Raw genomic sequence first — 13,412 nt, forward strand, 5'->3', positions numbered from 1 at the left:
GAACTGCCGCCAGCGGGCTGTACGACCTGGACTGTTGATCACCAGGCGCTGGTGGTGTTCGCTTCTCTGCCGATGCTTGCATGGGAGCCTGGTGATCAACGGTCCAACTCGTGGCGGACCAGCGTTCGGGCGGACTTATCCCACCGAGAACGTGGCGAAGCCGGGGGTGATTGTTCCGCCGCTGACCGAGGTGAGCACGAGGGCGATCTGGCCGGGGCCCGGTTCGATGACGGCTCGGGGTGGGAAGCCGTGGAGGCCGTCGGAGAGTTGGGCGGCGCCGGTGGTGCCGGTGGTCAGGTTCAGCCATTGGATGTTGCCTGATACCAGGCAGCCCCAGCCGCCCTCTTTTCCGCCGGTGATCACGGCGGTGCCGGGGTGTTCGCCGAGGATGACGACGCAGCCGATCGGGGGGACGTCGAAGCTGCCGTTGGGGTTGCCGAAGGCGGCGGGGGCGATCTGGAAGGGGATGACCACGGGGTCCGCGTGCGCGAATCCGGTGGCGGACAGACCTGCCGCGACGAGTGCCGCCGCTCCGATACCAAGCCTACGAACGAGATTCATCACTGCGAACTCCTGCTGCGCTGAGGGACCCGACCGGACTGTGCCCGAGCATACGCCCGCGGAAAACTGGTCGGTTCGTTCGTGATTGCCCCGATATTCGTGGTCTGGCGGGGGAAATCCCGGCGAATCGGGTTTTGTGCTGGGTTCCGGCGTGAATACTGGACACTCGCAATACTTTTCGGAGAGTGGGATTCAACTGATGTTGTCCGGTCGTGAAATGTCCAAGTCGTACGCTGTGCGCGTCGCCCTCGCCGGGGTGGCCGTGACGATCGGACTGCTCGGGTCGGCGGCACCGGCGGCGGCGCTGCCGGGTTCGGGATCGGCGAGCGGGTCGGCTACCGGATCCGCCAGCGGTTCTGCGGATCTGGCTTCGGGCTCGGCGGCAGCGGCGGGACCGGCGAGCGCCTACCTGACGTGGCAGTCGGCGCAGTTCATCCACAACACGCTGCGCATGCTGCTCTCGGTGCCGATGCGTCTGGGCTAGGCGCTCTTCCACATCTGCTGCCAGCGTTCCGCGGCCCAGTCGCGGACATAGGGACTGACCAGGATCGCGGGCAGCAGCAGCGCGAAGCCCACCAGCATCACCGCCAAGCGCACCCACACACTCAGCTCGACCACCGCGCGCAGCAGCGCGGGCAGGAGGCAGAGTCCGGCGAGCACCACCAGGACGATTGCCGCGAGATTGCGGCCGGGGCCGGCGATCAGCGCGGCACAGGTGCCGAAGCACAGCCCGAGGACGAGTCCGCCGACGCCGACGAAGTAGTTGTCCCAGGCGAGCCAGCTCGGACGGGCAGACCGGTGAGTGACCACGCGCCGCAGCTTAGCGCGATCAGCTGTCGGTGTGCTGGGGTCTCGGCCACGGATTGTCTTCCATCCGTTCGACCGACCGGTTGAACTTGCGCATCAGCCTGCCCAGCTCGGCGATGTCGTCGTCGTCCCAGTCGGCGACGACGGCGCCGATCCCCTTGGCGCGGTACTTCTGTTCGGCGGCCAGCGCGGTCCGGCCATCGGCGGTCGCGCGGATCTTGCGGGCCACGCCACCCTCGGGATCGGGAACCCGTTCCACCAGTTGCTGTTTCAGCATCGCGCCGACCTGCCGGTTGATCGTGGAGATGTCGAGCCGGAACGCTTCCGACAGCTCGCGCAGGCTCAGGGGATCGCCCAGCTCGAGACGGGTGAGGATGAGGAACGCGGAGCGGTCGAGCGCGAAGCCCGGCACGCGGCGCGCGGTCGCCGGGTAGTGCCGGGCGATCAGGTTCAGCTCGAACACCAGGCGGGCGAACGGGGTGTCGTCGACGGAGCCGGAATCGGACATGCGCCCACTATGTCGTGTGGCTCGCCCCGGTGACAAATTGTGTACCATGCACATGCTGTGTACCGTGCATATTCGTGTCCCTAACTGCCGCCGACGTCCCGCCGGCCTCTCCTGAAATCCGGCGTCTCACCCCGGCCGTGCTCATCGCGGTGCTCAGCACGGTCGGCGTCGTCGTCTCGCTCATGCAGACGCTGGTCATCCCGCTCATCCCGTCGCTGCCCACCCTGCTGAACACCTCGGCGTCCAACGCCTCCTGGGTGATCACCGCGACCCTGCTCGCGGGCGCGGTCTCCACACCCATCTCCGGCCGGCTCGGCGACATGTTCGGCAAGCGCCTGGTGCTGGTGGCCAACCTCGGGTTCATGATCGTCGGCTCGGTGGTGTGCGCGAGCTTCTCGACGCTGGTACCCGAGATCGTCGGCCGCTCGCTGCAGGGCGCCGCGGTGGGCGCGATCCCGCTGGGCATCAGCATCATGCGTGACGAACTGCCCGCCGAGAAGGTCGGCGCCGCCATGGCGGTGATGAGCGCGACGCTCGGCGTCGGTGGCGCCATCGGCCTGCCCTTCGCCGCGGTGATCGCACAGAACGCGGACTGGCACGTGCTGTTCTGGACCGCCGCCGGACTCGGCATCGTGTGCGCGGCGCTGGTGCTGTTCTTCGTGCCGGAATCGCCGGTGCGCACGCCGTCGCGCTTCGATTTCGGTGGCGCGCTCGGCCTGTCGATCGCGCTGCTCGCGCTGCTGGTCGGCATCACCAAGGGCGCCGACTGGGGCTGGGCGAGCGCCTCGATCATCACCCTGTTCGCGGTCTCACTGTTCAGCTTCCTGGCCTGGGGCGCCTATGAACTGCGCCAGGCCGCGCCGCTGGTCGACCTGCGGGTCTCGGCGCGCCCGCGCGTGCTGTTCACCAACATCGCCTCGATCGCGGTCGGCTTCTCGCTCTACGGCATGTCGCTGACCTTCCCGCAGCTGCTGATGGCGCCGAAGGAGACCGGCTACGGTTTCGGCCTGTCGATGGTGGTCGCCGGCCTGGCGATGGCGCCGACCGGCCTGGTCATGATGCTGCTCTCGCCGGTCTCGGCCCGGCTCTCGGCGAAGAAGGGCCCCAAGCTGACCCTCGGCCTCGGCTCGGCGGTGATCGGCCTCGGTTACCTGTGCGCGGTGGTCATGATGGACAGCGTCTGGCAGATCATGCTGGCCTCGGTGATCGTCGCCGGTGGTGTCGGCCTCGCCTACGCCGCCATGCCCGCGCTGATCATGGGCGCGGTGCCGATCACCGAGACCGGCGCCGCCAACGGCCTGAACTCGCTGATGCGCTCGATCGGCACCTCCACCTCGGCCGCGGTGATGGGCGTGGTGCTCGCGCACATGACGATGCAGGTCGGCGCGTACACGCTGCCCTCGCGCGCGGGTTTCCACACCGCCTTCTTCATCGCGATGGCGGGCGCGGTCGTCGCGATCGTGCTCACCGCCTGCATCCCGGTCCGCAAGTCCGACTAGCTCAGTCCGGCACGGGGGAGAACACCACCAGCGACCATTCCCGGCGCGGAATGGTGTAGTCGAGCGCGTGCATGGTCATGGTGACCGCCGCGCCCGTCTCCGGGTGCCGGATCCGCTGGACCGGGGAGTCGAGGTGGGTGGGCGCGTCGGGTTCGGTGGTCCAGAACTCGGTCCACTCCGCGCCCTGGGAGCAGGCCGCCACCAGTTCGTCTATCCGGCGCTGTGGCACCACGCCCGGGCTCATCACCCGGAATCCGTAGACGCACAGGTGCACCTGTTTGTGCCAGTCGAGCATCGCCACCCGCGAGCGGGGGTCCAGCATCATCCACTCGAGCAGGGTGGTGCCCGCGTGCAGGCCGGGGAAGTACTGTTCCCAGGCCGCGTTGGCCGCGACGATGTCGAAGGTCGAGTACACCTGCAGGCTGGCCGGGAACGGGATCGCGTCCAGCAGGGAGAGATCGGTGGCGGGCACGGTGCCGCTGGTGTCGGGCGCGGAGTTGTCGTAGCGCGCGGCGTAGGACAGCGACACCAGGTGGTCGCGGAACAGATCGGGCACCTCGAGCACGTCGAACAGGGAGTTGAGCGCCTCCACGGTGGGGGTGCGGGTGCCCTGTTCGATCTTCTGGATGAGGGCGGGCGAGATGCCGGCGGCGGCGCTGAGCGCGGCGCGGGTCAGGCCCGCCGATTCACGGCGATCGCGCAGGTAGCGCGCGATCGAGGCGTGTGGATCGTCCTTCACGGTCGCTCCTCCTGCGCGGTGCCGGTGGTTCGGGACGCCACGGCGACCAGGGCATCGATCCTCGCCACGTTCCTCCGCTGCTCGATGGGACAAATTGGGACAGTCGTCTAACTTGACCGACAGTAAAGCGTTCGCAAAAATTCTCACAGCCGGGCGGGTCACCGCGCCTCGGTGCGCGGACGTCGCCGGAGGGGATGGCACGCACTCAGCTGCGCGCCGAGTGCGCGGTTCGCGAGCCGACACCCGGGTGGCGCAGGGGTCCACCCGGTGGTCGTGCTCCCGCCCGGCCCGCTCCGGCCGATTGTCCCGTGATCCGGGGAACCCGGAGCGCCTCCGGTTCGTCTGAGAAGGTAGAGGCACAACGGAAGTGGGGGGCGATGACGCAGCTTCAGGAAGAACGGACCGGACGAAAAGGTAGATGGATCGCCGGGATCTCCGGCGCGCTCGCGGTCGCCACGCTGGTGGTGGTCGGTGTCGTCTGGTGGCAGCACGACTGGGGCGAGCCGTTTCCCGCGCTGGACAGCGAGTATCTCGACGAACAGCAGGTCGCCCTGGTAGACGTGCTGCGCCGCGAATACGAGAACCCCGGCGACGGCCCGAAGTACGCCGAGGGCGTCCAGGAAGCCTGGTGCGCGGACTTCGTCAGCTGGACGATGCGCGCGGCGGGCAGGCCGCTGGCCAACCCGAACTCCGGTTCCTGGCGCATTCCCGGCGTCTACACGCTGACCGAGTACTACCAGAGCGTCGGCCGGTTCACCCCCGGTGGCGTCGACTACCGGCCGCGCACCGGCGACGTGGTGCTCTACGGCCCGAACAGTCCACTCGGCCAGCACACCAACATCGTGCTGAAGGCCGAGGGCGCGACGATCACCACCATCGGCGGCAACGAGATGGGCGGAATCCGGGTCAGGACAATCACCCCGGCCGAGACGGCCGACCTGGTCGGCTACGGGCGCTTCTGAAATCGATTGTCGCTCAACACAACTGCGGGGAACCTGGACGGCGGTACCACGCCGGTGCCCGTACGATGGGAGGCGGCGGCGCCCGGCAGCGCCCCGGCCGGCCCCTCCGTCCTGCTTCCCCCTCATCGGCAGGACGGGGGGTTGTGCCACCACCTGGGGATTTCCCGGCATCCCGTACCGTGTTCGATGTGCGTGTGAAGGTGAGCGACGAAGCACGTCGAGACAGTCCGAGGTGGATCGAGTACGCCGATTTCGGTGAGCGCTTCGTCACCTACGCGGTGACCGAGGAGCGGATCGCCGCCGCGGTGGCGGGGATGACCGGGCGCGGAGTGCAGATCGGGCCGTTCTCGCTCGGCCCCGCCGGACTGGCCGGATTCGTCGCCGAGGGCACACTGGGCACGCCCGTGGTCACCCGCACGCCCGGTGACGCGCTGAGCTTCGGAGTCCGTATCCCGCTGACCCTGGCGGTGAACGTGGTGCTCGGCGGTCGCAAGCTGGGCCTGGCCGCCGTCGTGGAGATCGGGCTGCGGCTGCACGCCCGCACCGCCCCGCCCCTGCTGGTGGTGATCGACGTGGCCCCGGTGAGCGCGCGCGACGTCAGCTTCACGCTGCGGGCCGAGGCCATCGACACCGCGTGGGAGATGCTGCTCGACCCGATCGCCGGGCTGGTACAGCGCGAGGTCGCCAACCGGGTCAACGCCATCGTGGGCGACCCGAAGGTCCGCTCGGAACGCGTCTTCGACATCGAGGCGATCCTCGACGGCTACCGCTCCCCGCATCGCCACGACACCGTCTTCGAGTGGATCGACTACCGCGAGTTCGGTTTGCGCTTCTTCACCACCATCGTCACCAGGGATCGGGTGCACAGCGTCGTGGCGCAGATGGCGGGTAGCGAGATCGAGGTCGGCCCGCTGTCGGAGGGCCCGCGCGGCGCGGCGACGGTGACCGTGCGCGGCGCGATCGAGCAGCCGCGCGTGATCGATCGCGGACTGGGTGAGCCCGGCGCGCCGCGGGTGTTCGACATGACGCTGCCGGTGGGCCTCGACATCACCGTCGACGTGCTCAAGGCCAATCACTACCGCGCCGACCTGGAGATTCCGCTGGTCCTCACGGCCAGGGCGGCCGAACCGCTGCAGATCGTGATCGATGTGCCGCCGCCCGCGCTCGAGGACATCTCGATGGAGTTCACCGCGAAGGGCCTGCGCGCGGCCACCCTGGCCCGGCTGGCCGGGATCAAGAAGCAGGTGGTGGCGCAGGTGGTCGCGGTGGTCAGCACCGAACTGGCCGATCCCACCGGCCGCACCATCGACGTGGGTGCGGCGATCGACGGCGCCACCTGATCCGATCCGGCGCGGTGAATCCGGCCGTGGCGGCCGTGCGCGCATCCGTGTGACCAATGGTGCGAATGTGGCGTTTGGTTCTGGCGGTTCCCGTGGGGTTGTGGTGAAATGAGTCGCACGTTCTGAGGCTCCCGGCGCGCGAGATTCGGGGAAGGCGCGTCGGGCCTGCCACCTGGTCGAGAAGTCGGGTTGCGCGAAGGAGTCCTGCGATGCGTTCTGTTCCGGTGACCCGGCGAGAGTTCTTCGGATTCGCCGCCGCGGCAGCCACTGTCGGCGTCGGCCTGTCCGCCGCACCGGCCGCGGCCCAATCCTTCGGCACCATGGTCGACTACGCCGCGGGCGTGCCCTCGGCCGCCGCGATCAAGGCCGCCGGGCACATCGGCGTGATCCGTTACGTCTCCGACCGCAGGCCCGGCGCCGAATGGATGGCGGGCAAGCCGCTGCGCGCCGCCGAGGTCGAAGACCTGCGGGCACACGGGTTGTCGATCGTGTCGAATTATCAGTTCGGCAAGGCCGACACGGCCGACTGGCGTGGCGGGCGGGAAGCGGGCAAACGCCACGCCGACCGCGGCTGGGCCCTGCACACCGCCGCGGGCGGCCCCGACTCCGCGCCGATCTACGCCTCCATCGACGACAACCCGTCCCAGCGCGAGTTCGACGAGATGATCGCGCCCTATATCGAGGGCTGGGAATCGGTGCTCGGCGCCGATCTGGTCGGCATCTACGCCAACACCCCGACCATCGATCGCGCCATCCACGCGGGCCTGGGTTCCTGGTTCTGGCAGCACAATTGGGGCACGCCCAGGGGATACGTGCACGGCGAGGCGCACCTGCACCAGTTCGAGATCGACAAGCGCGCGATCGACGGCGTCGGCGTGGACCTCAACCGGGTACTGGCCGAGGACTACGGCCAGTGGTGACCCGCTAGGTCTGGCAGTGGCAGGTCGGCGCGAGCCGCAGTTCCGGCTCGTCGTCGGGCACCACGCGCAGTGCGGTCCTGCTCTCGGGAGCGGCGTGATCGCCGAGCCAGGACAGCAACGACCAGCGCGACAGGCCCGACAGTGCCGAGCCGAGGCTCAGGAACGAGCCGGAGGAAATGGCCGACCCGAACGAGCCGACCGACCCGATGGACAGCACCGACCCGACGCTGCCGATCGACAGCACCGAGTACGCCGACCCGATCGACAGAATCGACCCTTCCGAGCGCCAGGACAGGATCGAGCGCCGCGAACGCCGACTCCGAATCGACCGAGCGTCGCCAGGGGAAACTCGTGTGGTCGCCATGAATTCCGGTCTACCACACCGCACAGTCTTTGAACACGGTGTGCGGTGGCTATTTCAGCGCGGTTCCGGCGGTTCGGCGGGCTGCGGCGCTGAGGTCGGAGCCGTGGTGGGTGAGGAAGGTTTCGAGGCGGGCGCGGTCCTTGCGGCCGATTTCGCGCAGGGCCACGCCGACGTTGGTTTGGACCAGGTGTTCGGGGTCGGCGGCGAGGATTTCGCAGAGGGCGAGCGGGTCGTCCAGGTCGCCCGCGCGGATGATCCAGAAGGCCGCGGTGACGGCGGCGCGGCGATGCCAGCGGTTCGGGGAGCGGGCCCAGTCGAAGAGGATCGCACGTGGCTTGTCCAGCAGGTACCAGCCGACGACGCGGGGTGCGGAGCGATCGATGAAGTCCCAGGTGTCGATCCGGTCGAGGCGCGAGACCCAGAGGTCGTAGAGCGCTTCGCGATCGGTGCCGGTGATGCCGCGTGCCCGGGCCTTGAAGTCGAGGATGCTCACCGCCACCATCCGCATCTCGTAGACCTCGGAATCGAGCAGCCGGTGCACTTCGGCGAGCGGCATCGCGGCATTGGTTTTCGCGATGTCGAACACCGTGCGCATGCGAACCCCGATGACGTCGATCCCCGGATCGGGCAGTCGTTTACGGATCTTCGCCTGTTCGGCCTCGTCCGTCGCCTCGGTCAACGCGGCCAGCACGGCTTCGGCGGTCGGTTCCTGCGCCATCGCCACATCCTCTCGCCGAACAACGAAAACCTCCCCGCGCCTCAGGGCAGGCCTGAAGTCACGGGGAGGTGGGAGAAACTCTAGACCGTGAAGAAGCCGAGGGTCGGCATGAACGAGCAGGTGCGCGGGGCCTCGCCGTCGACCTGCGTGGTCAGCGAACCGGAGACCACGGCGACGACGCGGCCGTGGCCGGTGTTGGCGATGGTCGACAGGGTGGCCGGGCCGTCGGGGTTGATCCTGGCCTCGCCGGTCAGGGTCTGCACCGCGGACTGCCGGGTGTCGAGGTTGAGCCACTGCACGGTCATCGGCGGGTTCTGTTCGGCGGTCGGCGCCTTGGTGCCCAGCGCGGTGAACACGAAACCGGCCTGACCGGCGGCGGGTCCGGGCGGGGGCAGCTGGGCCGGGCCCGGCACCGCGAGCGCGGTACCGACCGAGTCGGCGCCGTCACCGATGCAGCCCTGGCCGATCGTCGGGTAGAGGAACTGCGCGATCACCGGGCCGTCCTCGGGGATCTCCGGTCCACCGCCGCCACTGCCGTCGAGGAAGGTGATGATCCGCTCCAGCGTCGACTTGATGGCGGGCGGCAGGTTCAGCGTGGCCAGCAGGGCGCGGGCCTGGTCGATCAGGGCCTGCTGCGGGCTGGCGATGTCGGCGGGTCCGGCGATCAGTCCGGCGACCGCGGGCGCGAAGGCGGCCAGCGCGTCGACGGGGACGCCCTCGGGCACCATCGGAACGCTGATCGGCGCGGCCTGGGGGGCAGGCGCGGGAGCGGCACTGGTGGATGCCGGCGCGGCGAGCATGGCGCTGGCCGCGATGGCGAGAGCGGTCGTTGCGATCCGCGATCCTCGGCTACGAAGCACTTGTCTAGCCGTCCTTACCTCGGTGTTGCGATGGGACGAGGGTGTCGAGCCCTACATGTCGGGGTCACTCTAAGGACAACGCTGCCGTGTTGTACAGCCGCCGGGCCCGTGGCGGCGCACCGGCCGAATCATGTTCATCGACGCTAGCCCCAGGTGCTGTTACACGTGGGGATGTTGATGCAACTGTTACCGGTGGTGTCGTGTCGCTGCGTGCTGCGCTCTCCCCCGTGCGCGCGGTCGCGCGCGAGGGCCCGGTTAAGGTGATCTCGCATCGCGAAACTCGCCCATACGACGGAAAGCCTGGCATTGAACCGACATCTCCGATGGGCTCTCGCGCTGCTCGGATTGTCCGTGCTCGCCAGGCTGGGCTGGATGCTGTTCGCCGAGAACGGCCTCAATGTCGTCGATCTGCACGTCTACGTCGACGGCTCGGCCGCGCTGCTCACCGACCGGCTCTACGACTTCACCTACGCGGAGGAGACGCCGGACTTCCCGCTGCCGTTCACCTATCCGCCCTTCGCCGCGCTGGTGTTCTTCCCACTGCACTATCTGCCGTTCACGCTGGTGGCGGTCGGCTGGATGCTGGCGACGGTGGCCGCGCTCTACGGCGTCATCCGGATCAGCCTCGAACTGCTCCTCGGCGCCGAGGCCAAGCGGACGCGCTGGATCACCACGGCGGTCGCCTGGACCGCGCTCGGCGTCTGGCTCGAGCCGGTGCGCACCACGATCGACTACGGCCAGGTCAATGTCTTCCTGGTCTTCGGCGCGATGCTCGCCGTGCGCAGCGCGCGCTGGTGGATCTCGGGCACGCTGGTCGGTTTCATCGCCGGCATCAAGCTGACGCCGGCGATCACCGGCCTCTACTTCGTGGCCCGGCGGTGCTGGGCCACGGTGCTGTGGTCGGCGGCGGCGTTCGGGCTCACCGTGGCTGTGAGCTTTCTCATCAACGCGAGCGAGGCGCGCCGCTACTTCGGCACGCTGCTGGGCGATGCCGACCGGATCGGCCCGGTCGGCTCGGTCTGGAATCAGTCCCTGCGCGGGGCATTGAGCCGCATCCTGGGTCGTGACGTGGAGTCGGGGGCGTGGTGGATCGCGGCGGTGGTGCTCACCGCGGTGCTGGCCTTCCTCGCCTGGCGCACGCTGGGGCCCGACGACCGGCTCGGCACGCTGGTCCTGGTGCAGCTGTTCGGGCTGATGATCTCGCCGATCTCCTGGTCGCATCACTGGGTGTGGCTGATCCCGACCGTGCTGTGGCTGCTCTACGGACCGCTGCGCGATCAGCGCGTCGCGCGGTTCATCGCCGGGTTCTGGGTGCTGACGATGCTGGTCGGCGTGCCGTGGGTGCTCTCGTTCGCCCAGCCGACGATCTGGACCATCCCGCGGCCGTGGCCGCTGGCCTGGCTCGGCGCGGTCGACGTGATCGGCGTGTTCGTCCTGCTCGGCTGGTTGATCTGGCACGGGCGCGACACCCTGCGCGCGCAGCTGGGCAAGCGGCGTCGCGCCGCCGAGGTGCCCGCGAACTGACGGCTCAGCCGACGATCTCGTCGATGGTGTGCGCCAGCGCGGTGTCGAGCGCGGTGAGCCCGCCCGCCGAATGCGTACTGAGCGTGAATGTCAGTGTGCGCCAACGGATATCGATGTCGGGATGATGATCGGCCGCCTCGGCCGCCGTGGCGACCTTGCGGACCAGCTCGATGCCCGCCAGGAAACTCGGCGCCTTGACCGTGCGGGTGATCGCGGCACCCTCGCGTGACCATTCCGGCAGGGTGGCCAGGGCGATGGTGATCTCGGGATCGGAGAGCAACGAAGTACCCATGACTCGGTTGTACTCCTGCTCGGGACAGCACGCATCGCCCGACGTCACAGCGGTCAGGCGGCGCGCGCCTTCTTCAAAGCCTTCTTCAGATCCTTACCGCTCACACCGGCGGCCTCGGCCTTCTTCATCCGCATGATGACGACGGGACATTTGAAGCACCGCGTCTTCTTCCGGCAGCACTTTTTCTTAGGCTTGAGGCTCGATACCTTCTTCGCCTTCACCTTGCCCACGCGAGCCACCCTATCGTCAGTACAAAGGCTGACACGTGCGTGCCACTCCGGTACCGGTAGGGTGTAACAGGCCGCGATGCCAGATGAATGCGCGCCAATACATCAACAGCAGGAGGATTGAGGCGTGTCGTCTACACGCGATTTTCGCAACGTCGCCATCGTGGCCCACGTCGACCACGGCAAGACGACGCTGGTCGACGCCATGCTTCGTCAGTCGGGCGCGTTCGCAGAGCGAGCCGAGCTGGTCGACCGAGTCATGGACTCCGGTGACCTCGAGCGCGAGAAGGGCATCACCATTCTCGCGAAGAACACCGCAGTACATCGTCACCACCCCGACGGTTCCGTCACCGTCATCAATGTCATCGACACCCCCGGCCACGCCGACTTCGGTGGTGAGGTCGAACGTGGCCTCTCCATGGTCGACGGTGTCGTGCTGCTCGTCGACGCGTCCGAGGGCCCGCTGCCCCAGACCCGCTTCGTGCTGCGCAAGGCACTGGCCGCCAAGCTGCCGGTGATCCTGGTCGTCAACAAGACCGACCGCCCCGACGCCCGGATCGCCGAGGTCGTCGAGGAATCGCACGACCTGCTGCTCGACCTGGCATCCGATCTCGACGACGAGGCCGCCGAAGCCGCCGAGCTGGCGCTGGACCTGCCGGTCCTCTACGCCTCGGGTCGCGAGGGCAAGGCGTCCAAGGAGCAGCCGGAGAACGGTTCCGCTCCCGCCGCCGAGAATCTCGACGCCCTGTTCGACGTGCTGCTCAACAACATCCCGGCGCCCAAGGGCAACGTGGACGCGCCGCTGCAGGCCCATGTCACCAACCTCGACGCCTCGGCCTTCCTCGGCCGTCTCGCCCTGGTTCGCGTGCACAACGGCGAGCTGCGCAAGGGTCAGAACGTCACCTGGATCAACGCCGAGGGCGCCAAGCAGGTCAAGATCACCGAGCTGCTGCAGACCATCGGTGTGGAGCGTCAGCCGGGCGAGGTCGCCGTCGCCGGTGACATCGTCGCCATCGCCGGTATCCCCGACATCATGATCGGCGACACCCTCGCCGACGTGGAGAACCCGGTCGCGCTGCCGCGCATCTCGGTCGACGAGCCCGCCATCTCGGTGGTCATCGGCACCAACACCTCGCCGCTGGTCGGCCGGGTGCAGGGCCACAAGCTGACCGCCCGCATGGTGAAGTCGCGGCTGGATCAGGAACTGATCGGCAACGTCTCGCTGCGCGTGCTCGACATCGGTCGTCCCGATGCCTGGGAGGTGCAGGGCCGCGGTGAGCTGGCGCTGGCCATCCTGGTCGAGCAGATGCGTCGCGAGGGCTTCGAGCTGACCGTCGGCAAGCCGCAGGTGGTCACCAAGACCGTCGACGGCAAGGTGCACGAGCCGTTCGAAGAGCTGACCATCGACTGCCCCGACGAGTACCTGGGTGCCATCACCCAGCTGCTGGCCGCCCGCAAGGGCAAGATGGTGCAGATGAGCAACCACGCCGCCGGCTGGGTGCGCATGGAGTTCATCGTCCCCTCGCGTGGCCTGATCGGCTTCCGCACGGTGTTCCTCACCGAGACCCGCGGCACCGGCATCGCCAACGCCGTCTCCCACGGCTACGCGCCGTGGGCCGGTGAGATCCGCGCTCGCCACACCGGTTCGCTGGTGTCGGACCGCGCGGGCACCGTCACCCCGTTCGCGATGATCCAGCTGGCCGACCGTGGTCAGTTCTTCGTCGAGCCGGGTGCCGACACCTACGAGGGCATGGTCGTCGGCATCAACCCCCGCGCCGAGGATCTCGACATCAACGTGACCCGCGAGAAGAAGCTGACGAACATGCGCAGCGCGACCGCGGACACCTTCGAGACCATGGCCAAGCCTCTGCAGCTCGACCTGGAACTGGCGATGGAGTTCTGCGCCGGTGACGAGTGCGTCGAGGTCACCCCGGAGGTGGTCCGCGTGCGCAAGGTGGTGCTCGGCGCCAACGAGCGTGCCCGCGACCTGTCGCGTCGCAAGGCGCGTGACCGTGCGGTGAGCAACTCCTAGAAAGTGCTCGACACGATGGGACGGTGCCTCGGTGCCGTCCCATCGTTCGTTTCGCTGGG

General features: G+C 68.5%; 16 protein-coding genes. 7 read left to right on the plus strand and 9 right to left on the minus strand.

Going from position 1 to position 13,412, the window contains the following annotated elements; translation table 11 throughout:
• Positions 1-135: 135 nt before the first annotated feature.
• Positions 136-561: a hypothetical protein gene (locus ACFVVM_RS30770; protein WP_387625480.1), complete on the minus strand. Its 426-nt coding sequence runs from the start codon at positions 559-561 to the stop codon at positions 136-138.
• Between the two features lie 217 nt (positions 562-778).
• Between ACFVVM_RS30770 and ACFVVM_RS30775 the strand changes: the two genes are divergently transcribed.
• Positions 779-1,045 carry a hypothetical protein gene (locus ACFVVM_RS30775; RefSeq protein ID WP_387625482.1) on the plus strand — a complete coding sequence of 89 codons (267 nt, stop codon included), beginning with the start codon at positions 779-781 and terminating at the stop codon, positions 1,043-1,045.
• On the opposite strand, the gene ACFVVM_RS30780 is transcribed toward ACFVVM_RS30775, so the two are convergent.
• A complete protein-coding gene (locus ACFVVM_RS30780; protein WP_387625484.1) occupies positions 1,042-1,371 on the minus strand; it encodes a hypothetical protein in 330 nt (109 codons plus the stop codon). The genes ACFVVM_RS30775 and ACFVVM_RS30780 overlap by 4 nt on opposite strands.
• A 19-nt stretch (positions 1,372-1,390) precedes the next feature.
• Positions 1,391-1,876: a MarR family winged helix-turn-helix transcriptional regulator gene (locus ACFVVM_RS30785; protein WP_387625486.1), complete on the minus strand. Its 486-nt coding sequence runs from the start codon at positions 1,874-1,876 to the stop codon at positions 1,391-1,393.
• Positions 1,877-1,944: 68 nt separating this feature from the next.
• Between ACFVVM_RS30785 and ACFVVM_RS30790 the strand changes: the two genes are divergently transcribed.
• Complete coding sequence (locus ACFVVM_RS30790) at positions 1,945-3,375, plus strand: MFS transporter (RefSeq protein WP_387625832.1); 1,431 nt, start codon at positions 1,945-1,947, stop codon at positions 3,373-3,375.
• 1 nt (position 3,376) lies between these two features.
• Here ACFVVM_RS30790 and ACFVVM_RS30795 read toward each other — a convergent pair whose 3' ends face one another.
• Entirely contained in the window at positions 3,377-4,114 is a 738-nt protein-coding gene (locus ACFVVM_RS30795) for a helix-turn-helix domain-containing protein (protein ID WP_387625488.1), read from the minus strand.
• A 377-nt stretch (positions 4,115-4,491) separates the two neighbouring features.
• Between ACFVVM_RS30795 and ACFVVM_RS30800 the strand changes: the two genes are divergently transcribed.
• The 3 genes from ACFVVM_RS30800 to ACFVVM_RS30810 all read left to right on the plus strand — a co-directional run bounded on the left by ACFVVM_RS30800 (position 4,492) and on the right by ACFVVM_RS30810 (position 7,336).
• Positions 4,492-5,076 carry a CHAP domain-containing protein gene (locus ACFVVM_RS30800; RefSeq protein ID WP_387625490.1) on the plus strand — a complete coding sequence of 195 codons (585 nt, stop codon included), beginning with the start codon at positions 4,492-4,494 and terminating at the stop codon, positions 5,074-5,076.
• A gap of 188 nt (positions 5,077-5,264) precedes the next feature.
• Entirely contained in the window at positions 5,265-6,416 is a 1,152-nt protein-coding gene (locus ACFVVM_RS30805) for a hypothetical protein (RefSeq protein ID WP_387625492.1), read from the plus strand.
• A gap of 209 nt (positions 6,417-6,625) precedes the next feature.
• A complete protein-coding gene (locus ACFVVM_RS30810; protein WP_387625494.1) occupies positions 6,626-7,336 on the plus strand; it encodes a DUF1906 domain-containing protein in 711 nt (236 codons plus the stop codon).
• A gap of 4 nt (positions 7,337-7,340) precedes the next feature.
• Here the strand turns inward: ACFVVM_RS30810 and ACFVVM_RS30815 are convergent, their stop codons facing one another.
• The 3 genes from ACFVVM_RS30815 to ACFVVM_RS30825 form a co-directional block, all read right to left on the minus strand.
• On the minus strand, positions 7,341-7,700 hold the full coding sequence (locus ACFVVM_RS30815) for a hypothetical protein (protein WP_387625496.1): 360 nt from the start codon (positions 7,698-7,700) through the stop codon (positions 7,341-7,343).
• 49 nt (positions 7,701-7,749) lie between these two features.
• A complete protein-coding gene (locus tag ACFVVM_RS30820) occupies positions 7,750-8,418 on the minus strand; it encodes a DNA alkylation repair protein (protein WP_387625498.1) in 669 nt (222 codons plus the stop codon).
• Positions 8,419-8,498: 80 nt separating this feature from the next.
• A complete protein-coding gene (locus ACFVVM_RS30825; RefSeq protein WP_387625500.1) occupies positions 8,499-9,278 on the minus strand; it encodes a hypothetical protein in 780 nt (259 codons plus the stop codon).
• A 300-nt stretch (positions 9,279-9,578) separates the two neighbouring features.
• Here ACFVVM_RS30825 and ACFVVM_RS30830 point away from each other — a divergent pair, with 300 nt between their 5' ends.
• Positions 9,579-10,802, plus strand: a complete 1,224-nt coding sequence (locus ACFVVM_RS30830; protein WP_387625834.1) for a mannosyltransferase — start codon at positions 9,579-9,581, stop codon at positions 10,800-10,802.
• Positions 10,803-10,806: 4 nt separating this feature from the next.
• Here ACFVVM_RS30830 and ACFVVM_RS30835 read toward each other — a convergent pair whose 3' ends face one another.
• Both ACFVVM_RS30835 and ACFVVM_RS30840 read right to left on the minus strand, forming a co-directional pair.
• Positions 10,807-11,094 carry a 4a-hydroxytetrahydrobiopterin dehydratase gene (locus tag ACFVVM_RS30835; RefSeq protein WP_387625502.1) on the minus strand — a complete coding sequence of 96 codons (288 nt, stop codon included), beginning with the start codon at positions 11,092-11,094 and terminating at the stop codon, positions 10,807-10,809.
• A gap of 53 nt (positions 11,095-11,147) precedes the next feature.
• Positions 11,148-11,324: a hypothetical protein gene (locus ACFVVM_RS30840; protein WP_387625504.1), complete on the minus strand. Its 177-nt coding sequence runs from the start codon at positions 11,322-11,324 to the stop codon at positions 11,148-11,150.
• Positions 11,325-11,448: 124 nt separating this feature from the next.
• Here ACFVVM_RS30840 and typA point away from each other — a divergent pair, with 124 nt between their 5' ends.
• The gene (gene typA, locus ACFVVM_RS30845) at positions 11,449-13,353 is read left to right on the plus strand and encodes a translational GTPase TypA (RefSeq protein ID WP_071929922.1); all 1,905 of its coding nucleotides are present in this window, start codon (positions 11,449-11,451) and stop codon (positions 13,351-13,353) included.
• Positions 13,354-13,412: the final 59 nt, after the last annotated feature.

The sequence above is a fragment of the Nocardia sp. NPDC058176 genome, assembly GCF_042883805.1.
Lineage (GTDB): Bacteria > Actinomycetota > Actinomycetes > Mycobacteriales > Mycobacteriaceae > Nocardia.

What these genes read in the sequence shown, in the direction of transcription:
- ACFVVM_RS30770 (WP_387625480.1), bottom strand. Translation starts at nt 561, where the DNA reads ATGAATCTCGTTCGTAGGCTTGGTATCGGAGCGGCGGCACTCGTCGCG.
- ACFVVM_RS30775 (WP_387625482.1), top strand. Translation starts at nt 779, where the DNA reads ATGTCCAAGTCGTACGCTGTGCGCGTCGCCCTCGCCGGGGTGGCCGTG.
- ACFVVM_RS30785 (WP_387625486.1), bottom strand. Translation starts at nt 1,876, where the DNA reads ATGTCCGATTCCGGCTCCGTCGACGACACCCCGTTCGCCCGCCTGGTG.
- ACFVVM_RS30800 (WP_387625490.1), top strand. Translation starts at nt 4,492, where the DNA reads ATGACGCAGCTTCAGGAAGAACGGACCGGACGAAAAGGTAGATGGATC.
- ACFVVM_RS30810 (WP_387625494.1), top strand. Translation starts at nt 6,626, where the DNA reads ATGCGTTCTGTTCCGGTGACCCGGCGAGAGTTCTTCGGATTCGCCGCC.
- ACFVVM_RS30815 (WP_387625496.1), bottom strand. Translation starts at nt 7,700, where the DNA reads ATGGCGACCACACGAGTTTCCCCTGGCGACGCTCGGTCGATTCGGAGT.
- ACFVVM_RS30820 (WP_387625498.1), bottom strand. Translation starts at nt 8,418, where the DNA reads ATGGCGCAGGAACCGACCGCCGAAGCCGTGCTGGCCGCGTTGACCGAG.
- ACFVVM_RS30835 (WP_387625502.1), bottom strand. Translation starts at nt 11,094, where the DNA reads ATGGGTACTTCGTTGCTCTCCGATCCCGAGATCACCATCGCCCTGGCC.